Source organism: Paraburkholderia sp. J69-1, assembly GCF_905220255.1.
In the GTDB taxonomy this organism is placed as follows: domain Bacteria; phylum Pseudomonadota; class Gammaproteobacteria; order Burkholderiales; family Burkholderiaceae; genus Paraburkholderia.
Map to the genome: position 1 here is coordinate 60,943 of NZ_CAJMZG010000007.1, position 24,032 is coordinate 84,974.

General features: G+C 56.3%; 16 protein-coding genes. 8 read left to right on the forward strand and 8 right to left on the reverse strand.

Features of this window, described 5'->3' with window-relative positions; all coding sequences use genetic code 11:
• Positions 1-27: 27 nt before the first annotated feature.
• Both pyk and U5A67_RS14305 read right to left on the reverse strand, forming a co-directional pair.
• The gene (gene pyk / locus U5A67_RS14300) at positions 28-1,461 is read right to left on the reverse strand and encodes a pyruvate kinase (protein ID WP_321815161.1); all 1,434 of its coding nucleotides are present in this window, start codon (positions 1,459-1,461) and stop codon (positions 28-30) included.
• A gap of 95 nt (positions 1,462-1,556) precedes the next feature.
• On the reverse strand, positions 1,557-2,228 hold the full coding sequence (locus tag U5A67_RS14305; RefSeq protein WP_321815160.1) for a 4-hydroxythreonine-4-phosphate dehydrogenase: 672 nt from the start codon (positions 2,226-2,228) through the stop codon (positions 1,557-1,559).
• Positions 2,229-2,740: 512 nt separating this feature from the next.
• Between U5A67_RS14305 and U5A67_RS14310 the strand changes: the two genes are divergently transcribed.
• Entirely contained in the window at positions 2,741-4,690 is a 1,950-nt protein-coding gene (locus U5A67_RS14310) for a tetratricopeptide repeat protein (RefSeq protein ID WP_321815159.1), read from the forward strand.
• A 1,262-nt stretch (positions 4,691-5,952) separates the two neighbouring features.
• Here U5A67_RS14310 and U5A67_RS14315 read toward each other — a convergent pair.
• Entirely contained in the window at positions 5,953-6,147 is a 195-nt protein-coding gene (locus U5A67_RS14315; protein WP_321815158.1) for a hypothetical protein, read from the reverse strand.
• Positions 6,148-6,996: 849 nt separating this feature from the next.
• Here U5A67_RS14315 and purU point away from each other — a divergent pair.
• From purU to U5A67_RS14335, 4 genes are read left to right on the forward strand one after another with little or no spacing between them, the layout of a single operon-like run.
• A complete protein-coding gene (gene purU, locus U5A67_RS14320; RefSeq protein ID WP_321815157.1) occupies positions 6,997-7,854 on the forward strand; it encodes a formyltetrahydrofolate deformylase in 858 nt (285 codons plus the stop codon).
• Positions 7,851-8,726, forward strand: a complete 876-nt coding sequence (gene folD / locus U5A67_RS14325; protein WP_321815156.1) for a bifunctional methylenetetrahydrofolate dehydrogenase/methenyltetrahydrofolate cyclohydrolase FolD — start codon at positions 7,851-7,853, stop codon at positions 8,724-8,726. The genes purU and folD overlap by 4 nt, the downstream gene beginning before the upstream one ends.
• Positions 8,727-8,777: 51 nt before the next feature.
• Positions 8,778-10,148, forward strand: a complete 1,371-nt coding sequence (locus tag U5A67_RS14330; RefSeq protein WP_046196147.1) for an NAD(P)-binding domain-containing protein — start codon at positions 8,778-8,780, stop codon at positions 10,146-10,148.
• A gap of 37 nt (positions 10,149-10,185) precedes the next feature.
• The gene (locus U5A67_RS14335) at positions 10,186-12,537 is read left to right on the forward strand and encodes a DUF1989 domain-containing protein (protein ID WP_285518436.1); all 2,352 of its coding nucleotides are present in this window, start codon (positions 10,186-10,188) and stop codon (positions 12,535-12,537) included.
• Between the two features lie 121 nt (positions 12,538-12,658).
• Here U5A67_RS14335 and U5A67_RS14340 read toward each other — a convergent pair whose 3' ends face one another.
• From U5A67_RS14340 to U5A67_RS14360, 5 genes are all read right to left on the reverse strand, one after another.
• Positions 12,659-13,309 carry a response regulator gene (locus U5A67_RS14340; RefSeq protein WP_321815155.1) on the reverse strand — a complete coding sequence of 217 codons (651 nt, stop codon included), beginning with the start codon at positions 13,307-13,309 and terminating at the stop codon, positions 12,659-12,661.
• Between the two features lie 60 nt (positions 13,310-13,369).
• Positions 13,370-15,226: a PAS domain-containing protein gene (locus U5A67_RS14345; protein ID WP_321815154.1), complete on the reverse strand. Its 1,857-nt coding sequence runs from the start codon at positions 15,224-15,226 to the stop codon at positions 13,370-13,372.
• Between the two features lie 46 nt (positions 15,227-15,272).
• Positions 15,273-16,898, reverse strand: coding sequence for a histidine kinase (locus U5A67_RS14350; RefSeq protein ID WP_321815153.1), 1,626 nt, complete (start codon positions 16,896-16,898; stop codon positions 15,273-15,275).
• Positions 16,899-17,115: 217 nt separating this feature from the next.
• Positions 17,116-18,486: a purine-cytosine permease family protein gene (locus U5A67_RS14355; RefSeq protein WP_321815152.1), complete on the reverse strand. Its 1,371-nt coding sequence runs from the start codon at positions 18,484-18,486 to the stop codon at positions 17,116-17,118.
• 200 nt (positions 18,487-18,686) lie between these two features.
• Entirely contained in the window at positions 18,687-20,051 is a 1,365-nt protein-coding gene (locus U5A67_RS14360) for a purine-cytosine permease family protein (protein ID WP_046196143.1), read from the reverse strand.
• Positions 20,052-20,727: 676 nt separating this feature from the next.
• Between U5A67_RS14360 and pabB the strand changes: the two genes are divergently transcribed.
• The 3 genes from pabB to U5A67_RS14375 all read left to right on the forward strand — a co-directional run bounded on the left by pabB (position 20,728) and on the right by U5A67_RS14375 (position 24,014).
• Positions 20,728-21,861, forward strand: coding sequence for an aminodeoxychorismate synthase component I (gene pabB / locus U5A67_RS14365; RefSeq protein WP_321815150.1), 1,134 nt, complete (start codon positions 20,728-20,730; stop codon positions 21,859-21,861).
• Positions 21,862-21,913: 52 nt separating this feature from the next.
• Complete coding sequence (locus tag U5A67_RS14370) at positions 21,914-23,266, forward strand: bifunctional folylpolyglutamate synthase/dihydrofolate synthase (RefSeq protein WP_321815149.1); 1,353 nt, start codon at positions 21,914-21,916, stop codon at positions 23,264-23,266.
• A 367-nt stretch (positions 23,267-23,633) separates the two neighbouring features.
• Entirely contained in the window at positions 23,634-24,014 is a 381-nt protein-coding gene (locus U5A67_RS14375; protein ID WP_321815148.1) for a cupin domain-containing protein, read from the forward strand.
• Positions 24,015-24,032 lie beyond the last annotated feature (18 nt).

A 24,032-nucleotide genomic window follows, 5' to 3' on the forward strand; every position in this document is an offset into this window, starting at 1 on the left:
AATTCTCCGTATGTTTGGGGGCGATGCTTATTCAGCGCTCTCGGCTACTGCCGGGAACACCACACGCAACAGGTTGGTCGTCCCCGGGGTTCCGAATGGCATACCTGCAGCGACGAGGACCGGCCGGCGCTGACATGCAAAGCCGGCCTCACGCGCGGCGGCACTCGCCTTGTTGACCATGTCTTCGACGTCACTAGCACCTTCGATCAATTTCGCCGAGACGCCCCAAGACAGCGCCAGTTGACGCGCTACAAGCGTGCTGGGCGTCAACCCGAGAATCGGCGACGACGGTCGTTCACGCGCTACGCGGAGCGCGGTTGCTCCCGAAGTGGTGTAGGTCACCGTCGCAGCCAAAGGCAGCGCGTCGCTAATAGTCCTGATTGCCGCACCGATTGCGTCGGTCGCGGTAGCGGTATCGCGCGGCGCGACAGCGTGCATAAGCTGCCGGTACAGCGGGTCGGCTTCCGTGCGCTCAAGAATCCGGTTCATCATGGCGACTGCTTCGACTGGGTACTTGCCCGAAGCCGATTCAGCCGACAGCATTACAGTGTCGGCACCGTCGTAAACCGCGGTTGCGACGTCGGAAGCTTCCGCTCGCGTAGGAGACGCTGAATTGACCATCGACTCGAGCATCTGCGTCGCAACGACGACCGGCTTCCCGGCTTCCCGGCAGAGACGCACGATGCGCTTTTGAATGGCCGGCACGTCTTCTGGCGGCATTTCCACGCCCAAGTCGCCACGGGCGACCATGATGGCGTCCGCCGCCTCGATGATTTCGTCGATTCGTTCCACCGCGGACGGCTTCTCGACCTTCGCCAGAAGCTTTGCGCGGCCACGGATGAGCGCACGCGCTTCGTGCAAATCCTCCGGCCTCTGGACGAAGGACAGTGCCACCCAATCCACGCCCTGCTCGAGGCCGAACTCAAGGTCGCGTCGGTCCTTGTCGGAAAGCGCAGGCAATGGCAGCGCTGCGCTCGGCACGTTCACGCCCTTGCGGTCCGAAATGACTCCGCCCACAAGAATCTTCGTGACCAGTTCATCACCGGAGACCGAAGTGACCTCGAACCTCAATTGACCATCGTTCACCAGCAGGTGGTCGCCCACCGACGCTGCTGAGAAAATTTCCGGATGTGGAAGATAGACTCGTTTGCCATTACCCGGAACGTTTTGCTGGTCGAAAACGAATGCGTCACCGGCGTGCAGCTCGGCCTTGCCTTCGGCAAAGGTCGACACGCGCAGTTTTGGCCCCTGCAGGTCCAGAAGAATCGCGATGGGCCGGTCGGCACGCTCTTCCACCCGGCGTACAGCCTTGAGTCGATGAACGTGATCGTCGTAGCTGCCGTGGCTGAAGTTAAGCCGAAAGACATCCGCACCAGCAAGGTGCAGCGCCTCGATAACGCTCTCGGTTGAGCTGGCCGGCCCGAGAGTCGCAATGATTTTGGTGGCTCGTGTCGAAGTCATTTTCGTAGGTGTACTAATTCACTGCGATGGAACGCAGAACGAACGCCCTTCCGTCCATTGATGAAGGGGCGTCGGCCTACTGATGCGGATGAAGGTTACTGCTGGCTATCGCGCAGCATAGCCTTGGCTTGCTCGATGGCAGACGTTTCGCCTGCGATGTACGTGCAGTCGAGAACGGCATTGCCAACCGTAAAGAGGTCAGCGCCAGCTTCGCGGATAGCGCGGACACGCTCCGGCGTGCCAATCGAGCCCGAAACAATCAGGCCGCCCGGCTTGATGACTTCGCGCGCCGCGGCGACGAGTTCGAGCGGAACCGCATCGGCAGCGCGGAACGCGAGCAGGTCAACGCCAGCGCAGCCCTTGTCCATGAAGCGCTTGCAATCGTCAACGATTTCGCTGAGCGTGCCTTCCAGACGAAGGGGATGACCAAGCGGGCGACCTGCTGCCGGGAAGAATTCGGTATTGGTGCCGGCCAGGACGGCCTGGATTTCGTCGATTTGCGTACCGCCCAGAAGACGCTTCACACCGAGTTCAGCCGCCACTTCCACTGAGCGAAGGCACGCTTCGACAGACGGAGACACCACTTCCATGTACGAGGTGCCGCCTGCTGCATGAATCGCGGCCACGAGAGCTTGAAGAGTTTCACGCTCGACACCCACATCTTTGAACCCGAAGTGCCGCACACCGGTTTCGCGGAACGTCTCGAACAGCTCGAGACAGTTGGAAACGGTCGCATCGTTGCGGGTGAAAAACAGCGCGAATTCCATATCTGCTCCTGACAGGTCATGTTGATGCCATCCGTATCTCGGACGTGCGATCGCATTATGCCCGAACAGCCAACTAAATGCCCATTCGGTAAATTAAATGACCGTTCAGGCGCGATCACTTCGGGTTTGTACCTGTTGCAGCGAAACGGAAAAGCGCCGTCACCCAGCCAACAGCTAACTCCTGGGTACGATCAAACGGGCGATGCCCGCCTGCATCTGCGGCGCTAGCGACCACGTGCCACCTTAAATCGAACATTTTTGAGGGGCCAAAACAATAAATCGCATGACCGTTCGGTCATTTAGTTGGCCCGTATGCAAACTCTCTGGGAGCTGCAACCTGAATCAGATGTACGCATCTCCCAATCCAGCCAACCGTGCCTGTATCAAATCCAGCAGCGCCCGAACACGTGCAGTCACGGAATGGCGATGGCTGTAACCTCACGTTATCCTGTCGAGATTGCAGGCAGCGATCACGGCCATGAAAAACCAAACAACCGCAACGAGCCAGCCGTATGAATCACTTTGACGATCTACCGCATCGCCACCGGAATCACGCGGTTGAAGACAAGGCAATAGCCGCGTTCCAGACGAGGCTTGAGGAGAGTGGCGCATTCATTCTGCAAGCGCCCGACCGAAAGGACTACGGAACCGACTGCCAGATCGAAGCATGCGCCAACGGGTACGCCACAAACGTTCGCGTACACGTCCAATTGAAGGGGACTGAGAGGGCATTGAACGCCAACGGCTCGCTCACTGTCGAGGTGGACCGCACGAACCTCAACTACCTGCTAATGCAACCTTACAGCATGTACGTGGCCTATCACCTGCCGACGAAGTCATTGCGGATCTGTACTGCAGAAGATGTTGTTCATCAGTATGAACACGGCGGAACGAACTGGACCGACCAGAAGTCACTGACCGTCTCCTTCGTTGAAGAGCTAACAATTGAGCGCCTTTGCCGGCTTGGAGAGCTTGCCTGTGCTTCGGCACGGTCGTCACGTGATCGGCGGACGGGTGAAGTCAGCGTTGCTGCGCTGGACATTCATGTTCCCGACAACCCGGCTCTAGCCCGACAGCTACTCGCACAGCTCTATGAGCAAAACGCAGATGACAAGATCAGCTCCGGATTCGCCAAGTTCGCAGCCGCTTTAGGCGCTGGCAGCGACGAAATGGGCGTTTGCTACATGTCCGAGATTAACCTAGGCATGGACGGCGAAAGTCAGCACCCCGAGAGAATCGAAGAGGCTATCCACTTTTTCCGCACGAGGCTCACTGACGTTCGTCATCAGGTCTGCGACGTCTATTACACGATAGGAAACGCCTTTCACGCTCTCCAAGACGAGCATGAAGCAAAACGCGCCTTCGAGGCCGCCCTCGCTGACCCGGCGCTTGCTACCGCCCCCGAACTAGCTGCTCAGATCCACAAGAATCTTGGGTCCAGCTACGCACTGCTTGGCGACCAAGACGCGGCGGTCAACCACTATCACGAGGCTCTACGGTTGAGTCCCGAACTCGCAGAGGCTCACACTACTCTGGGCACCCACTTTGTCCGCCTGGGCAAGTACGAGGACGCGTTGCATCATCTCGAGCAGGCCATTTTTTCAAATCAAAAGCAGGGGCGAACCTCAGCAGTCACCGGTTGGCGTGCAAACGTACTTTTCAATCTTGGCGACGGCCGCGCGGCGTTTCGCGAAATCAATAGTCTGCTTACTCAGGCTGATAGCTACCGTTGGATCTGGCCATGGTGTCGCCGTCTGGTTGGTGCCTTCGGGCGCTCGAATGTAGACAACGCGCGACGGGCTTTGCTCTTCTGGCAACGATACGTAAAGGCGCGCCCCGAGGATCCCCTCGCGAGGTATGAGCTTTTGATGTCAAGGTTCTACCTGCGAGGGCAAGGAGTGGACATCGGGAAGACCTATGACGAGTTCCGCCAAGAATTTGATCAACACATCGCAAAGATTGACGCCGATAACGCTGCGTTGCCCTGGGACCGTTTGGGTCACTGGGCTCAGGATAACGACAACTGGGCGGAAGCAGAGCGTTGCTTTCGCAGGGCCCATGAACTGGGAGGCGGAGAATATGGCTACTGCCTAGCGATTGCCCTCATGCATTTGGAGATGTTCGACGAGAGCGTGCCGCTGCTGCTCGAGCAGGCTCAGACTGTTCAGCCCGATGCTATGAGCTGGTTTCAGCTCGCTTCAGCTTACGCCAGCCTTTGTCGCTGGCCCGACGCCATCGACGCCTACAAGAACGCGCTTGCGCTCGACCCGGATCATGAACTTGCGAGGTTCGACCTTGGCGGGGCTCACTGGAATAGCGGTGACCTAGCGACGGCGACGGAGGTTTGGACGTCGGCAATAGCCCGTTTCCCCGACCATGAGCTTACCGCCAAGCTTCAGCGCGAATTACCGGCCTTGTTCGGTGATCCGCCTGTTGGCCAAACCGGCGATAGCGCTCACTGATATTGCCCAGTGACCTTGCACCCCTTGCTTAGCTTGTGGAGGCCGCTCACGCCTCCGTTGTTCTAAACATGTACGCAGCAGATGATCAGCTTGGTCACTGGCCAGCTATTCCCTACTACTCCCTTGAGACATCTTCGAGCAGTTTTTGAGCTCGCAGCGAGACACTGACGGCAATGCTTCCGTTGTTTCAGGATGTCGATATGCCGATGCCCTTCGCTTCGAAGAGAGAGTATCCTCATTAGCACTAGGGAGGTGACGCGTGGGTCATTGCTCTATGGTGACTTAAGAGTAGTTACAAATCTCGCTCCATCCTCTCCGCAATTTTAGCCGTTAATTGTCGCGCCAATCGTGTGCTGCATTTCTGATATATCCCGGCTGGGACGAAGCTCAGTTGATCATCGAAGGTCCGAAGAACAACTTCGACCAAGACAGCCGACTCCGAATCCAGTGCCCAGACGTCAGCACTGTAAGCAGACGCAGAGAGAGCGTCGAGCATAGCTTCCGCGGCACGATACATCTCCCCATCTGCTGCGCCATACCCTTCTTCCCAGATGAAATAAGAAAGGTAAATGGTCCTCGCTAACTCGAAAATCTGATATCTGTTTCCATGGCCTGCCCGACAGGTTGCAAGCGCTAGGTGGGAAACCAAAGACAAGTTGTCCACCGTAGCTTTTGGAAGTGGGAGAAGAAGCAGCTTTGTCGTCGCAAACTGCTGACGCCTCATACCTGCAACTTTCCCTAGCATCCTTCGCGACATAGATATTCCAATCGAATTTTACAAACTGGATGCGGTCACAGCGTAGCACCCCATCTTCCAACACACTCAACGCTAACCCAATCTTGAAGTACGTTCATCGAGCAATCGAAAGTGATCTCAGATGTCCTAGTTTCGACAACGCCGCTGCGCCTCTTCCAAAAGACTTACGAGAGCCGACGCGCTCATCTTTGCGGTGATCTGCTCCGCGTACGTGTGGTGCCGTGGCTCTAACGATGCGCCGAGACGACGAGCCATCAAATAGCGCAGTAGCCCAATTCGCTCATGCCCGTGATTCATGCTCTTTTCCAGCAGAGCGAGCGCCGCGCGTGCATCACCGCGCGAGGTTTGCTCATTCAGTTCCACAGTCTTGGCACGCCGCACTGGAATGACCTCATCAATAACGTTAAGCGGAAGACAACCTTCGCGTACGCTGTGGGTTCCATTGATATGAGCCGCGCAGCGACCTCAGTCGGGCTCAAGAAGTGCCTGGTCAAGGTGCCCAAGTTCACCAAATCGATGACAAACCCGATAGAAGAAATCCGGCAAGATCGCCTATAACTTTGTCGGCCAGGTCTGCGAGGATAGATGTCGGTGCCAAAAGACGCAAAATGGCCGGCAAGGCGATTAAAAACCAGTGTTCTGGCGCTTTGCCGAAATCCGATAGTTTTCGACGACCGAAATCAATATCCTGATACTGCACTTAGGCCAACTCCCGGGCATCGGTCGAACACTAGGCTTGCCTAGTCCAGACACTGTGTATCCGCGCGCAGTCTCGAGGAGCGAGAGAAGGTGCAGGACGCTGAGCCTCGGCTTCATCCAGTCGAGGAACAGGAATTTTGTCGGAGGCATCGCGCCCCTTGCGATGCCTCCGAATTTTTTTGGGTCGATAGATACCACTCTTACTATCCAACCTATCGCCTGAATTTCTCAAATTCGCGTCACTTGCGAAGTGCGCAATTCATTTTCATAAAATAAAAATAAAACCTCGAAACCCAATCTTCGTATATTAATACCTAATAAATCCACAGCAGCAGTTACGCCGCGCAAATATCCCAAAATAGTCGTGCTCTATTGCATCGCAACAATCACCTCTCCACGAAGGTAGGGTTATCACGGAGCTCCGCGTCAGAGGGATGACGGGAAGGCTGCAACCCCTATCACAGCTGGCTTTCGGCCCGCACCTACCTAATCTACCCCATTGTAGGTACCAACTCATGTGGATTGTGACGCAATTATTGACGAATAACGATATGAACCATCACGCAAAGCTTTTCGATTGGAATTATTTAGAAACCAAAAATTAAAGACGCGAACATTTTGAACCAATACCCCGCTTAATTACAAAGCAACAAAAGATACGGGGTCACCAAAAATATCTGGAGGGACGATTTAACGATACTCGCGACAGAATTCGGTCGCACCAGCGAAAGTTAAAAATTTCAAATCGCTCGTATTTCACTACGGCGTTGACACAAATTCGCCTCGCTCGGTCTCGTTTTCGCACACCGAGCAACAGCAGCAATAGCAACCGTATTCAAGGAGTGAAGAAGTGGCCAAACATTTTATCCTCACGATTAGCTGTCCTGCGGTGTCTGGCATCGTATCCGCGGTTTCGTCGTTTCTGGCTCAGTCCGGCTGTTACATCAGCGAGCTTTCTCAGTTCGATGACGAAGCCAACGGCACTTTCTTCATGCGAACGGTGTTCCGATTCAACGATGGCCACGAAGGCGAAGTCGAGCTTCTTCGGCGCGAGTTCAACTCAGTTGCAAACGACTTCCAGATGCAGTGGAAGCTCGTCGACGCCAAACAGCCGACCAAGGTACTTTTGATGGTCAGCAAGTTCGACCATTGCTTGAGAGACCTTCTCTACCGCTACCACAAGGGCGAGCTACTCATCGACATCACCGCGATCGTGTCGAACCATTTGGACCTTCGCCCCATGGCGGAACGCGAAGGAATCCGTTTCGTGTATCTGCCCGTCACGGCAGAAACAAAGGCGAAGCAAGAGGAAGAGCTGCTTCGAATCGTCGATGAAACGGGCACGGAACTCGTCGTACTCGCCCGATACATGCAAATTCTCTCGAACAATCTTTGCGAGAAATTGTCGGGGCGAGCCATCAACATCCATCACTCGTTCCTGCCCGGTTTCAAGGGAGCAAAGCCCTACCATCAGGCGTTTGAGCGCGGTGTAAAGCTCATTGGTGCAACGGCTCACTACGTCACTTCCGACCTCGACGAAGGCCCCATCATCGAGCAGGAAGTTCAGCGAGTTGACCACTGTTTCACGCCGGATGATCTTGTTGCAGTCGGCCGCGAGACCGAAACCGTAGCGTTGGCCCGCGCAGTGCGTTATCACACCGAGAACCGTGTGTTCATCAACAACCACCGTACGGTGATTTTCCGATGAGCACGGCGTTGAAAATCGATGGTCGAGCCTTCGCGGAAGACGTCCTGGTTGAAGTCCATAAGGACGTCGTTCGACTACGAGCGGAAGATGTCCTGCCGTGTCTCGCCGTCGTGTTGGTCGGCGACGACCCGGCAAGCGACATCTATGTTCGCAATAAGGTTCGCAGTGCGCACGAGGTAGGTATCAGGTCAGTCGAATATCGACTGAAGGCAACAACATCTAGCGACGAGCTGTTGAGCCTGATTGTCAGCCTCAACAACGACTCGGAAGTTCACGGGATTCTCGTACAGATGCCACTGCCGGAACATCTCGACGCAAACGCAGTGATCAATACGATCGATCCCCGCAAAGACGTCGATGGGTTTCACCGCGACAACGTCGGGAACTTGACCCTTGGTCGATCGTCGCTCGCACCCTGCACGCCGACTGGATGCCTGTATCTGCTTCAAAAGACGCGCGGCAAGCTGGATGGACTCCATGCTGTCGTTATCGGCCGCTCCAATATTGTCGGCAGACCGATGGCGTCATTGCTTTTGAACGCCAACTGCTCAGTAACCATCCTTCATTCGCGCAGTAAGGACGCGGCCGCGATTTGCCGAACGGCAGACATCGTCGTTGCGGCCGTTGGCAAGCCTCACTTCATCGACTCCAGCTGGATTAAGCCGGGTGCGGTCGTGATTGACGTCGGCATCAATCGAGTAGTTGAAGGTGGCAAGGCCCGCGTGGTCGGCGACGCCAACTACGACGACATTTCCCGCGTTGCGGAAGCAATTACGCCAGTTCCCGGCGGTGTCGGCCCCATGACCATCGCCTTCTTGATGAGCAACACAGTTACCGCTGCCAGAAATTTGACGCAAAGCGTCTCGGCATAGACCTCGGCAGCCTCTAAAGCACATCTCCACTTGTAGAAAAGGTACCCAATCATGACTCAGCGTGTTGCAATCATTGGTGCAGGTCCCGCAGGTTTGGCACAGCTTCGTGCGTTTCAATCAGCCCATGCAAAGGGTGCAGAGATTCCGGAGCTCGTTTGCTTCGAAAAGCAAAGTGACTGGGGCGGGATGTGGAATTACACGTGGCGAACCGGCACGGACGAAAACGGCGAGCCGGCACACGGCTCGATGTACCGCTACCTGTGGTCGAACGGCCCGAAGGAGTGCCTTGAGTTCGCAGACTACACGTTTGAAGAACACTTCGGCAAACCCATTGCATCGTATCCTCCGCGTGCCGTGCTCTGGGACTACATCAAAGGCCGCGTTGAGAAAGCTGGCGTACGGAAGTACATCCGCTTCAGCAACGTCGTCCGCGACGTGAAATTCGACGAAGCCAGCCAAACGTTCTCGCTCACGAGCTACGACTACGCGAACAACGTTGCTCGTACCGAGACGTTCGACTATGTCGTTTGTGCGAGCGGGCATTTCTCGGCGCCGCATGCGCCCCAGTTCCCGGGCTTCGAAAGTTTCGGCGGCCGCATCCTTCATGCGCACGATTTCCGCGACGCGCTCGAATTCAAAGACAAAGACATTCTGATTGTCGGCAGCAGCTATTCTGCTGAGGACATCGGCTCGCAGTGCTACAAGTACGGCGCACGCAGCATCACGAGCTGCTACCGCACCGAGCCGATGGGCTATCACTGGCCGGAAAACTGGGAAGAAAAGCCGCTGCTCGAACGTGTCTCGGGCAACACCGCATACTTCGCTGACGGCACCTCGAAGTCGGTCGACGCAATCATTCTTTGCACGGGCTATAAACATCACTTCCCGTTCCTGCCGGACGACCTCCGCCTGGTGACCGCCAATCGCCTGTGGCCGCTCGATCTTTATAAGGGCGTGTTCTGGGAAAACAATCCCCGCTTCATCTACCTCGGCATGCAGGACCTCTGGTACTCGTTCAACATGTTCGACGCTCAGGCCTGGTACGCACGTGACGTCATCCTTGGCCGCATCGCTCTCCCGTCGAAAGCCGAGATGAAGGCCGAGAACCTCGAATGGCGCGCGCGTGAGGAGAAGCTCGTCACGAACCAGGACATGTTCGAGTTCCAAGGTGGCTATATCCAGACCCTCATCGACGCCACGGACTATCCGAGCTTCAACATCGCCGGCGTGAACCAAACCTTCCTCGAATGGAAGAAGGACAAGCACGACGACATCATGGGCTACCGAAACAAGTCCTACCGTTCGCTGATGACTGGCAACCAGTCGCCAGCACATCACACTCCGTGGCTCGAAGCGCTCGACGACTCTCTTGAGGCATATCTCGCCGACGCCTCAATCGAACCCATCGAAAAAGCAGCGTGACGAATAGCACGAACCGCCTTCTACGAAAGGACACAGTATGCTAATCAGAGAACCATCTACGTCGCATCCGCGCGAGCCCGCACTCTTCGCCCGGCAAGCTGGCGTCGAGCGACATCGAGTTGTCGGCGGAGGCTTCACCGTCGTCGAGCTTTTCGCCGGCGACACGCTCACCGTAACTGATGTCGAGGGCCTGCAAGCCGCAGAAATCGTCGCATTTGATGCAACGACCGGCGCCCCCGCACTCGGTGCGCTCGGACTGCACGCAACCCCGAACGCGGAATTCATCGGCACGCAGATTAAGGCCGAGACGCCCGATGTCCGTAAAGTGCGTGCTGGCCTTGCTCGACGTGGCGTCACTGCGATCGAGCCAAGACACGCTGCAAAGCTGTGGGCAAGCGACACCCAAGCAGGCCATTCCCTTCGTCTGACGGCTGCACACTCGGTGCTCGTCATCGTTGGTGCACCCGGCGATCTCCCTTCAGTCGACCGCCAGGATGCCGCAACGGAGCTCCGCCTCGTCATCGAACGGGCTAACCCCGGTGTCGTGGCTGTACCGCGGCTACCGGATCCGCTCGCTGACCCGCTGAGTGACTTTGCAATCAACCCAGGGCGTGCGCACGTTTATACCGTGCGTGCTGGCGAATATATTCAGGTGCTCGACATCGAGGGTCGGCAATGCTCAGACTTTGTCGCTCTTGATATCGCCGCTCTCGAACACGGCGACGAATACGACCTTGACCAGGCGGTGACTCGCACGCTGAATGGCAACGCGTATCCTGCACCGGGGCTCTTCTCGAAGTTCTTCGACCGGCGCATGAAGCCAATGGTCGAGGTCGTCCGCGACACCGTTGGCCGTCACGACTCATTTGCCCTCGCTTGCGCGGCACGCTTCTACGAGTCCAACGGCTATTTCGGTCATGCGAACTGTAGCGACAACATCAGCGCCGTGCTTGCGCCTTACGGCGTCAAGCCGCGCGCGGGCTGGCCGGCGATCAACTTCTTCTTCAATACGTCGATTAACGCACATCAGCAGTTGACCATGGACGAGCCGTTTTCGCGTCCTGGGGACTATGTACTGATGCGCGCGCTCACCGACCTCGTTTGTGTGAGCACGTCGTGTCCTGACGACATCGACCCATCCAATGGCTGGAATCCGACTGACATTCAGATTCGGACTTACTCGAACAAGGAGCGCATTTCCGTGTCTATGGCCACACGCACCACGCCGGATGCAGACCCGGTGCTCACCCGCGAAACCGGCTTTCACGAGCGAACGTCTGCACTGACCAAGCGCTTCGTCGACTACCGCGGCTGGTGGCTGCCGACAAGTTTCGACAACTACGGCGCGATCGACGAATACCACGCCTGCCGCGAGCGCGTGGCAGTGATGGATCTTTCAGCCTTGCGCAAGTTCGAAATTCTCGGGCCGGACGCAGAAGCGCTGATGAACTATTGCCTGACGCGCGACGTACGTAAGCTCGCGGTCGGCCAAGTAGTCTACTCCGCAATGTGCTATCCACACGGTGGCATGCTCGACGATGGCACGTTGCTACGCCTCGGGCAAGACAACTTCCGTTGGGTGTGCGGCGAAGACTATGCTGGTGTATGGCTGCGCGAGCAAGCCGCGGCAATGGGCATGAAAGTCTGGATCAAGTCGGCAACGGACAACATCCACAACATCGCCGTGCAGGGCCCTCTAAGCCGCGAACTCCTGCGCGAGATCGTGTGGACGCCGCCCACGCAAACCGCGTTGCAGGACCTCGGCTGGTTCCGTCTGACCACCGGTCGCCTCGACGCGCATGACGGCTGCCCGCTCATGGTGACGCGTACCGGTTACACCGGCGAACTCGGCTACGAACTCTGGTGTCATCCCCGTGACGCCAAGCGTGTCTGGGACCGCGTGTGGGAAGTCGGGCAGCGCCATGGCATCGCTCCGCTGGGCTTCGAAGCGCTCGATATCCTGCGCATTGAAGCTGGCCTGGTGTTCGCGCATCAAGAGTTCACGGACGAAATCGATCCTTTCGAGGCAGGCATCGGCTTCACGGTTCCCCTCAAGTCCAAGCAAGACAACTTCATCGGGCGCGAAGCATTGCTCGAGAGAAGTGCCAATCCGCGGTGGAAGCTGGTCGGCCTCGAACTGGACGGCAACGAGCCGGCGCATCACGGAGATTGTGTGCACGTTGGGCGAGCACAAATCGGCGTCGTCACCAGCGCTACGCGCTCGCCGCTTCTGGCAAAGAACGTCGCACTGTGTCGCATCGACGTGCGCTATGCCGAACCTGGTACTGCTGTCGAAATTGGCAAGGTTGACGGGCACCAGAAGCGCATTGACGCCCGTGTAACGGCGCCGATCTTCTACGATCCGACGAAGTCGCGCGTCCGAGTCTGATTTTCGGTTTGACCCTGCGGCATCGCAAATTGCGATGCCGGAGGGCTTACTCGCAGGACATCAAGCAAGCATCTGCTATCAATCGGTCTGCCACCCAGCAGCAATAAGCCTTTGTCGCGCTCTACTTCCGTTGCAGCATCTGGTCGTGCTTCCACTTTGCGGCTTCTAGCCGGCTATGCAATCCCAGCTTGGTCAGCAGGTGCTTGACGTGAACTTTGACAGTTCCATCGGAAATCCCGAGCGCCTTCGCAATCGCCTTGTTGTTCAAGCCGTCAGCCAGCAGGCTCAATATCTCATCTTCTCTGGCCGTCAATTCAGCGTTTCGTACAGGGCCGCTCTCAGCGGACTCTCCGCGAGAAAACGTATTAACCACGCTCCCGACAACAGCGTCGCTCAACACGGCCGCACCAGACAGGGCCTTGAGCAACGAGCCACAGAGGTCTTCAGGCTCCATATCCTTCAACAGGTAACCATGGGCGCCAGCGCGCAACGCGGCAGCAACATCGCGTTCGCTATCTGACACCGTGAGCATGACGAATCGGGCATCGACGCCGGCCTCTCTCAACAGCCCGAGCGTTTCGATGCCAGACACCTCGGGCATATCGAGGTCAATCAACACGATGTCGGGGCGCTCGCGAATTGCAATCTCAACGCCCTCTGGACCGGACGCGGCCGCGCCGACGACTTCGAATGCCGAATCCATCTGAATCAGCTGCGCAACGCCCTTTCTGAACAGCGTGTGGTCATCGATTAGCAAAACCCTGTGGGCCATACCAGTGCCTATACCTTTAACTATGGTTATGTCTGCTCGCAACTGCAAAGCCGCGACGTGTCAGCCGGCCGCCTCTAGTGCCCGGTCAAGTAGCGCGGTCGCATCTACACGTTCCTCGGGTACCTTCGTCCAGCCTACCGAGGCCTCAATCGTAAACTGACCACCCTCCAGCTTGAAAGAGCTCTCCATCAGGTGCTTGAGCTCATCTGCCAACATGTCGAGTGCAGCGTCCTCATCTCGCCCGACCACGCGTTCTATCTGAGCGCCTTCTTTGCACCACTTCAGCGCGGAAGCGCTGAAATCAGATATGAAGAGTGCATAGTCTTGTTGGTCAAGCAAGGTCGCGGTATTCAGATGAGAGATGGTTGGCTGCAGTCGTACGCCGAGCAAAACAAGCACCCGGTCCGCGAAATCCTGGGTTATCCGCTCGCGCATCATTCCCAAATTGCGCAACCTGACCACGAACACGCCACAAGGCAAATGCAGGCGCCTTGCCATTTCCGTGCCGTACTCGATCCGGTCAAGGAAGACGCTCATATTGGCCAAGCCGGTTGACCGCTCATACAAAGCGCGTCGGTGAGATGCCTCCTCTGCGAGACGGCGCCGCGTGACTTCGATAATGAACCCTTCGAGAGCGATGACCTCTCCCCGAGCGGAGTAGATGCCGCGTCCCTGGTCCCAAACCCACTTGGTTTTGCCACTTCGGTCAACAAGACGGTAGGTCAACGCGTATGGTTCATTAGCGATGAGCTTGGACTGCACCTCGTTCCAGACGAACTCACGGTCGTCGGCGTGGATGAGCTGCACGAAGCTCATGCCGTCGTCGCCAAGCAGCTCACGGGCTTCGTAGCCCGTGAGCTCATATGAGCCTTCGCTCAAAAATTCCCAAGACCACCTGCGGTTGTTCTGACCGCGATAAATCATCGCCGGCAGATTATCGACCAGCGTGTGCATACTGCGCTTCGTCTGCCGAAGAGTCTCTTCATTGCGCAAACGGTGAGAAATGTCGATCGCAGCGCCTATCGCTCCGGTCACGACTCCATCGCGATCGGTAACGCCATAGCAACGCAAGTCGACATAAGCCAGCGAGTCGTCGGACCGTATGAGCCGTATTTCCTCACTGAACTCGCTCGAACGACCTCCCAACAAAAGCGCGAGCTTCGCTGACAGAGCGTCGCGCTGCTCTGGATGAATGAAGGAGGCAAACGCCCTGCCTTCACTGGACGGCCCAACTAACCGGATCAGTGTCTGCCAGCCCTGATTGGCGAAGAGGATGTCCCCCTCGCGGTCAAGTCGGAAGAGTGCAATCGGGAGCTTGAGGGCGATATCCTCACCACCATTCGCCGTCTTCGAATCGACCGCCCTGCTTTGAGGCTCTTCGGCGCCAACGCCATGAACATGGAGCAGCAAAGGATCCGTGGAGTCTCCACCGCCTCGTCGCTCGACGAGATGCATTTGAAAGCTGCCATCGCCGCAAGCCAAACGTAGGGAGCGCGTGTTTGCCGAACCGGGTGACGTCTGCCTGAGCAAGCTCGAAAGGTCGACGAGCGACTGGGGATGCACAAGTTGGCTGACGGATTTTCCTATCAAGCGTTTGGCTTCCTCGCCCCAAAGCATCATCTGGGCGTACGGCAGATTCACGTACGCGACCTCATCATCTTGAATGACTAGCGCCGCGTCTGGGCTGGAGTCTGCAGCGGCTCGCACATCCGCCAGTTTCGGGCCGCGCCGGCTCGCACGCGTAGCACGCGGTGCAAGCGGCCATTGGAACCATGCCCAAACCACGCCCAGGATTACAAAAAAAACGACCCCAATCGCCCTCAAATGCTCGGTCGAGTCGAATTCAGCTACGCTCCCTGATAGCGCCCCGAGCAGCACCGCTATCAAGAGAGTCAGCGTTACAAAGACCATCACCATGATTCTGTCTACCCTGGCCATGCCTGATACGAGGCTGGCTAAAAAGCTACAGCCGCCGAGCCACTGGCTTGAACGTCAGCTCGATACTTGACCCAGTTTGTGCGGAGCTTATGTTGAGCGTGCCACCGAGCAATCGCGCCCGCTCCCTCATGATTGTCAGCCCGTACCGCTGCACATCTGTTGCGCCTTGAGACATCCCTTGGCCGTCGTCCTCAATGACCACTACGACGCGATCATGCTCCATCGAAAGTCGAACAATCGCGGCGTTGGCACGTGCATGACGCACGACGTTCGTGAGTGCTTCCCTGATGATCTGCACGACGTGCAGCTCTTCATTCACGCTAAGTCGTAAGTTTTGGATCCGGTTATCTATCGAAATTTCGGTGTCGCTGCGCGCGCCAAGCTCATCGACGATTTCTTCGAGCGTGGAGCTCAGTCCCTGCACATTGATTGCTGTGCGAAACGTAGCAAGTAGCTCGCGTAACTGGCGATACGCACTATCAATCCCCTCTCGGATGGACTGAGCAATTTCGCCGACCTGGTCATCAGCTTGCTCATCTGGCAGTGCCGCTTGCAGTCGCGCCAGCTGGATCTTCATGTACGAGAGCGATTGCGCCAGCGAATCATGTAGTTCACGCGCGATTGCGTTGCGCTCCTCAAGCAAGACCATCCGCCGCTCTCTCATGTCTCTGGCCAGATTGGCAATTGCATGTGCGACTACGCTGGCAACGGTTTCCAACAGGTGGAGTTGGCGCTGCTCGAAGCCCGCGCCCTCTCCCCCCTCACATATCAACACGCCGTACTTCTCTGAAGGGACTTGAATCGGCGCAGCCAGCACAGACACCGGGCTGCCATCATTGACGACAGGGGTTAGCACGCGATGTCCAGAGAGCGCCATGAGTTCGTGCCCGATGCTTCCGCGAGTCACGTACGGTGGGTCGTCGTTCAACGAGTTAACGGTATCGACACCCAGAAGCTCCGCCGAATCCTCTGAGAGTACCAGCGCCACACGACGCGTTCCCGGCAACCCTGAGAGCCGCTGGAGCAATGCGGCAATCATCCCACGTGAAGGCGTGTCTTCGGCCAGTTGAACACACGTCAGATGAAGCAAGTCCAAAGATTGGTCAGCAAACGCAATGTAACCTTCAACAAGATGCTTGATGCTCGTCGATTCTTCGTCTCTTGCACGCAGGCGCGACTCCAGTGCCGACGAGCAAGCTATGGCTCGTTCAATCTCGTCAGCACCTTCGTTTACCGCGACGCCTCCGAATCGGGCGTCATCAAAGTACGTTGCCAATCTTCGCGACAGACCGTCACGCAGCAAAAACAGAACGTATCCCAGACCGGTCGCAATCGACAGGGCGGCCGCAATCACGAACGTTCGAAGTATGCCTTCCTTGCGACGCTGGTCCGACCGTATTGCATCAAGCAGTCTCGGTGCGATTTCCTGAAGTGCGCCTGCCTGATGATGGATTTGCGCGAGCAGAACCTTCGTATTCGCGTCCGGTGGTTCGTCATTGCGCCACCGGCTTAGCAGCGCATCTTCTTCAATGATGCGAAAAACTACGTCTTCGGTTGCGTTCGCTTCCAGCGCGGCCTGCAGCCTCGCCGCGGCGACCTGGTGGGACTGGATGACCTCCCCGCGCCAATGCTCACTGACGAAAAGGAGCATGCTCAGAATCCCGACGCAAATCAGCATAGTCGAGATGCGGGACGAGAGCGGATACCTTCCGACTTGCTGCCTGCCTGAACGCATATTTTGCTTTACGTCTGTTGGTCTGCTCGCGAGGAGCGGTCTCCAGTAGGGTCATCTTCGATGCTCTAACAAAAAATGGGGGCCGGCAAAAGCCAACCCCCATCCTTACAGCGTTCGCATCTCCCTCAACATGCTACTCGATTTGCCACAGTGGCGAACGTTGCTGCTGCGCATTGGCAAAGAAGTAGTACAGCATTCCGGGAACGATGAGACTCGGAATCCAGCTGACATCCGCCCCAATCAGACGAGCGAAGTAGCTGTGATAGAACGAAAGGTCCATGAAAGGGATCGTACTGGCGATACCGACGCAGTAAATCATAATCGTCTGCAGATTGAAAGCCCCATACTGACCATCTACATCGTACATGTCCGTGACCGAGTAGCTGCCTCGGCGGACCAGATAGTAGTCCACCAGATTGATTGAACTCCAAGGTACAAGCACATAGATCTGCGCGTTGAGGATATCCGCAAAGTAGTCGCTGAAGTGATACTGCGTCGCGATTGCAATCCACGTCGCCAGTGCACAAAGAAGCAGGAGCACGACGAACTTGGTCGACTTATGGATTCGAGAGACTTTGCGAAAACCACTGAAAATCGTGACAGCCGACATATACGAGCTGTACAAACTGAGCACGTTGAAGACCAGCACGCCGCAAACGACCACCATAAGCACAGGCTTCGACCAGGCGCCGAACAGCGCGGCGATCGCTGTTCCGGGGTCGTTGACAACCGACGCCGTGACGGTCGCCAAAACTGCGCCGAGGACCATCACAGAAAGGGATCCCAGCAGCCCTCCAAGATACGTGTACCAGAACGTGTCACGTGTGCGCACGCTATCCGGCAGGTAACGCGAATAGTCTGCGACGTACGGACCAAAGCCCAACGTCCACGATGCGGCCTGAGCAACGATGAGGTTGAACGCGCCGCCCGAAAATCCGTGGTGCGCCACATTGTACGAAGGCATCGGCAGATGCGGCGATCCGACAATGAGGACAGCAGTAGCCGAGAAGACGACGAAAGAAAGCACCGTCATCGATGCTCCGAGCTTGTGAATCAACTCGTAGCCGATGTAACTAATGACGAATGTGACTGCGCCGAACAGGATGATGGCTTGATTATCCGACATCGGATATATCGCCTTGATCGATTCCCGCATAACGACTCCGTCAGCCGCGACGAAGAGTACGTAAGCGAGCGTAACAATCACAAGCGGAAGTGCTGCACCAAATACACCGAACTGAGCTCTGCTTTGGATCATCTGGGGGATGCCCAGATGAGGACCCTGCGCAGAATGCGCAGCCATGAAAATGGTCCCAATCACGTTGCCAATGATCAACGCGACGATCGTCCAGAGAAGGCTCAATCCGGAGACGATTCCAAGCGTTCCGACCACCAGCGCCGTCACCTGCATGTTCGCGCTGAACCAGATGGTGAAGAGGCGTTTCGGGGTCCCGTAACGCTCGTTATGTGGGATGAATTCTATGCTACGTTGTTCAACGTCCATTGCAGACCGTCCTTTGAATGAGAATTTGGCTCTCCGTCCTTGCCCCGGGAACGCGGCTTATAAGCCCACTCTAAGAGTCCGCAATATTAAGCACTATCGAATATTGGCAACTACGGGTCATCCCTGGCGAGTCAGTGACGTACATCAAGACGCACTCGCGAGCCCTGCAAAAGGCTCGCGAGAGAATTCATTTCTGCGGCTTATTCAGCGTTGAGAACCGGAGTACGTTGCACACTGTGCACTATGTAATACAACAGGCCAGGCACAACGAGGCTAGGAATCCAGCTGACGTCTGCGCCAATCGAACGCGCAAAATAGCTGTGATAGAAGGACAAGTCCATGAACGGAAGCGTGCTTGCGATGCCGAGCGCGTAGATAGCGAGCGTCGTCATGTTGAACTTTCCGTAGCGGCCGCGCGCGTCATACATTTCCGCGATGGCGTACTTCCCTTTTCGAACGAGGTAGTAATCGACGAGATTGATAGCACTCCAAGGAACGATGACGTAAAGCTGGATATTTAAGATGTCGCCAAAGTAGTCATTGAAGTGATACTGCGTTTTGATTGCGACCAACGTTGCGGCGGTCATGAGAGCCGCCATCGCAAAGAACTTCGTCGACCTACGGATATGTGTCATCTTCTTGAAGCCACTAAAAATCGTTGCCGACGACATGTAAGCGCTGTAGAGGCAAAGTACGTTGAACAAGACGACACCCATCACGATGATGATGAGAGTGGGCTTTGCGAGGGGGCCAAAGAGCTGCGCGATAGCCGTGCCCGGGTCACCGGTCACAATCGATGGCAACGAAATGGCAAAGACTGCGCCGAGACTCATGACTGCTTGACAGCCCAACGCGCACCCCAGATAGGTACTCCAGAACGTGTCCTTGGTCCTGACATTCGCGGGTAGATAACGCGAATAGTCGGCAACATATGGACCGTACCCGAGCGTCCACGAAGCGGCTTGAGCAATCACAAGATTAAATGCACCAACTGCGAAGCCGCTTTTGCTCGCATGGAATGCGCCGAGAATACCCGGCTTCATGAAGACCAGAATACCCGATGCGATAAAAATGACGAACGACAACACCGTCATGTAAGCGCCGACCTTGTGAATGAGCTCATACCCCACGAAGCCGATGATGAACGTCGCAACGCCAACGAGAATGATCGCTTCATTGTCGGTTACGGGTAGCACCGCCTTAATCGACTCCCGCATAAGAACCCCGCTCGCGGCAACGAACAAGATTGCAGAAACCACCACCATCAGCAACGGCACCGCGGCACCGAATACCCCGAACTGCGCGCGGCTTTGAATCATCTGCGGGATGCCGAGATGCGGTCCCTGAGCCGAGTGAGCGGCCATGAAGATGGTTCCCACAGCATTGCCGATGAAGAGCGCCACGATCGTCCAGAAGAGGCTCAGTCCAGCTGCAATACCAAGCGTCCCGACCATTAAAGCCGTGACCTGCACGTTTGAGCTGAACCAAATGGTGAAGAGACGTCTGGGCGTCCCGTAACGCTCTTCTAGCGGAACAAATTCAATACTCCGAGTTTCCACATCCATGACTATCGCTCCAAAAAGTTGGCGTTTGCCGTTGCATGTGCGAGGTGCCCTTCATGCAGTGCGGGTTGGAGGTCACTGTAGGAGTTCAAATTTTTGGCCACTATCAAATTTCGGCAAGTGCGGGTCACTACCTATAAGCGGTTGATTTTCTTGTTATCTTTTTGTCAGCCTAGCTCAATCACTCCCCGCGAAAATGCTTCCACATCCTTACGAATCGCCACACCTATTTTCACCGTGGACGGCGCGCTCAACGCAACCCAAAACACTCGTCGTAAATCGGATGCATCGTATTTTCAGTATTTACTTAACGACAATTGTGATTACCACTCTCGTGGTACCTCTGTAGAAATAGCATTGAGCAGTGAAAATTTCCGGATGATCCCGGCCACCTGAAGGCGAAGAGCGCGTCTCCATCTATCGTCATATATTTTCAGACTCAAGCTGCGCACCGCACCAGTTCATCACCTCGGGGAATACCCGGTTGTTTGCCGAAATCCGATAGTCGACCTCGACCTTTGACGCTACTTTTCGAACGACGGGCGGGCGCTTGCAGTCGCATAGCAGTCCCGTTGCACTAGCGCGCCCGAATCCACGCAGACACAGGGCAGGCCCAACGTCACGTCTGAGTTATCTCACGAACCAGCGGACGCGCGAGGAAATCGAATTTGGAGTTCTCATGGTTGTTTGTAGGTTCGAAGATGCTGTCGGCGACCGCACATTGAATCTGTGCGGATTCGTCACGAAGGTGACTGCATGTTCAGCGCAAGAGCTACCGACCGCCGTGGCTGAGATCGAACAGTATCAACGCGAGGGACATTGGATCGCACTCAAACTCAACTACTCGTTGGGAGAATGGCTCGAGCCAGCACTCAGGCGCGGAGATGTGCAAGGAGTTAGCGAGGCGCGCTTCAGTGCCTACGTCTTTGAACGCTGCGATGAAACACGTGCGAGTGCGGAAAGCAGTAATCACAGTGCGCGAATCGTTAGCGCCAAGCCTCGCCTGGGATTTGTCGAATACCGGGAAAAGATACTGAACATCAAATCCCGTATCGAAAATGGTGACGTTTACCAAGTAAATTTCACACTCCCAGTCGACGTAATCTTTGAAGGAAGCCCGATTGCGCTGTATCAAACACTAATTGAACAGCATCCGGTTTCGCATGCAGCCTATATCGACGACGGCGAATCCGCCGTATTGTCGATTTCACCGGAGCTGTTCGTGGAGCGTCGCGGTAACTGTCTAACCAGTCGTCCGATGAAGGGGACAGCGCCGCGCCACCACGACCCGGAAGAAGATGCACGCTCTGCGTACGCTCTCAGGAATAGTCCGAAGGATCGCGCCGAAAACGCCATGATTGTCGACCTGTTGCGCAATGACATGGGGAGAATTGCCCAAACCGGGGGCGTGCGCGTGGAAAGCCTGTTCGACCTCGAGCAATACCCATCAGTCTGGACGTTGACGTCAACGATTAAGGCAGACATCGGCAGCGCGTCGTTCATGGATGTTCTACGAGCAATGTTTCCATGCGGTTCGATCGTCGGCGCGCCCAAAATCGCTGCAATGCGATGTATTGACGAGTTGGAACTATCTGACCGCGGCTTGTATTGCGGGAGTATCGGGTGGATGAGTCCGACTGGCGACTACTCTCTCAATGTCGCGATACGAACCCTCGTGCTGAAGAAGGATGGCACTGGTGTTTATGGTGTAGGGGGCGGCATTGTTATCGACTCTGAGCCAAGTCTCGAATGGAGCGAATGCCAGTGGAAATCGCGGGTAATACGTGGCAGCACTACGGAAATGTGGCAATGAAGACTGCTTGCATTAGCTCTTATTTTGCCGTCCACCGCAACCGATAAGCCGAATGCGCGCCGTCCTCTCGACACGCGAAATGCCGACACAAACAATGTACTCAGCTCAACTGCAGTATGCCTTGGCGAACCTCGACAGGCTGACCAACTGGGAGACTCGCCCACGTAACAGCATGCGCATGTCCCTGGAGCCGATGGTCGATCTGATGACGCGTCTGGACTCGCCGCACCTGGCGTTCCGCGTCGTCCATGTTACGGGAACAAAGGGGAAAGGATCCGTTTGTGCATTGGTCGAAGCCGCTATTCGCAGAGCTGGGGTCTCGGTTGGTCGCTACGCGTCGCCGCACCTTCACCGAGTCAACGAGCGCATCATCGTTAACGGTGCAGAGGTTCCAGATGATGAACTCGCCAACGCCCTTTGGACCGTGATAGGCGTTCATAGCGATGCGTGCCGAAACGGTACGCCGGCCAGCAACGCCACATGGTTTGATATCGTGACCGCCGCCGCACTCTTGCTCTTTAAGGCAGCCGGCGTCTCGTGGGTGGTAGCCGAAGTAGGACTCGGCGGACGCCACGATTCGACCAACGTGCTCGAAGGCGAAATTGCCGTCGTAACAAACGTCGAGTTGGAGCATACAGAGGTACTGGGCACAACACGCGCAGCGATCGCACACGAAAAGGTAGGAATTCTTAAGCCTGGCGCCGTGCTCGTGACGCCCTTACATCGCAATGATGAGGCCGGACAGATCCTGCAGACCGAAGCCGAATCACTAGGGTGTCGTGTCGCCCATGTGCCTTCGCTCCTGAAGTCATCGCTTGAAGAGCGCAATACCATCATCGCGCGTTCGGTTCTCGACAATCTGGGCCTTCGAGGCTTGATGACCTCTTCTGGAACACTTGGCGCGGTTCCTTTCGGTGGGTGGTTGCTTGACGCCGACACCCGCGCTGCAGCCCGTCTACCTGGCCGTCTTGAACGCTTCGACTTCAGCCTCAGCGGTATCAAGGAAATTCCCGTTGTCATGGATGGAGCTCATGTTCCGTTCAACCTCCGGGCAGTCCTGCTGGACCTAGCCCAAAAGCCAGATCTCAACGGCCCCTGTACTGCTGTTGTTGCCATGGGCGCCGACAAAGACGCAACCGGTCTATTGAAAGCGCTCTCGCCGTCAGTCTCGCGTGTGGTTTTCACGCAGCTCCCGGGGCGTCCAGCGGGCACGGAACCTGCCGTCCTGCAATCAATCGCTGAGACTATCGGCTTAGCGTCGGAGCTGCAGCTCGAGCCCACGTCAGCAATAGTTCGCGCCCTCGAAATCGCCGAAAGACATTCGGGGTGGGTTTTAGTGACGGGGTCATTGCATCTCATCGGTGCCGTTCGCAAACTTCAATGCTTTGCGAGAGCAGCAGCATAGGCCACACGTCAAAGAAAGCACTCGGTCAATCGTGAGACGTTCCTCCAGAGTAACTCAATCTCTGGCTCAATCCGCTGAAGTAGGTAAGTGACCCTCGCGTGCCGAAATCCGATAGCCGCAACGGCCAATTCGCAATATCTTGCGGCTTGCCGCTTATTCCCGATTCAAGCGGCTCGGTCTCTGTGGTCAAGCACTCAGCTGCACAAGGCGACAAGCGGCACAGAGAAATCAGACCCGTTGGCGTACCCGGTGATTTTCGGACTTCCGCACGTTACACGCTACATGCTCCCCGTCTCAATCTTCCACGACAGCCGAAAGCTATCCGGCAAACACATTCAAATTCTTCAAGCAACGGAGTAGTTCTCAAATGACTCAAGCAAATCACCTCTTCCTCCACCGCGATGCGAATGCCGAGGCTGTCATCGACGCGCCATGGCCCGGCCAGCCGCTTCGCGGCAACCCTCATACTGTGACGTTGAATGGCTATGAATCGCCCGACAAGAAGATGCTGATGGGGGTGTGGGAGTCGTCGCCGGGGCTGTGGAGCGTCGAATACAGCGACTGGGAATACTGTCACTTCCTTGAAGGCCGCTGTGTGCTAACCCCTGAAGGTGGCGAGCCCATTCACCTTGCAGCGGGCGACGTTTTCGTTATCGAGCCGGGTTTTAAGGGTACGTGGGAGGTCTTGGAGCGCGTACGTAAGTATTACGTTTTCTCGCTAAACGTAACGGACAATTCGGCTGCCTAAATTTCCTCCCAAACCAGA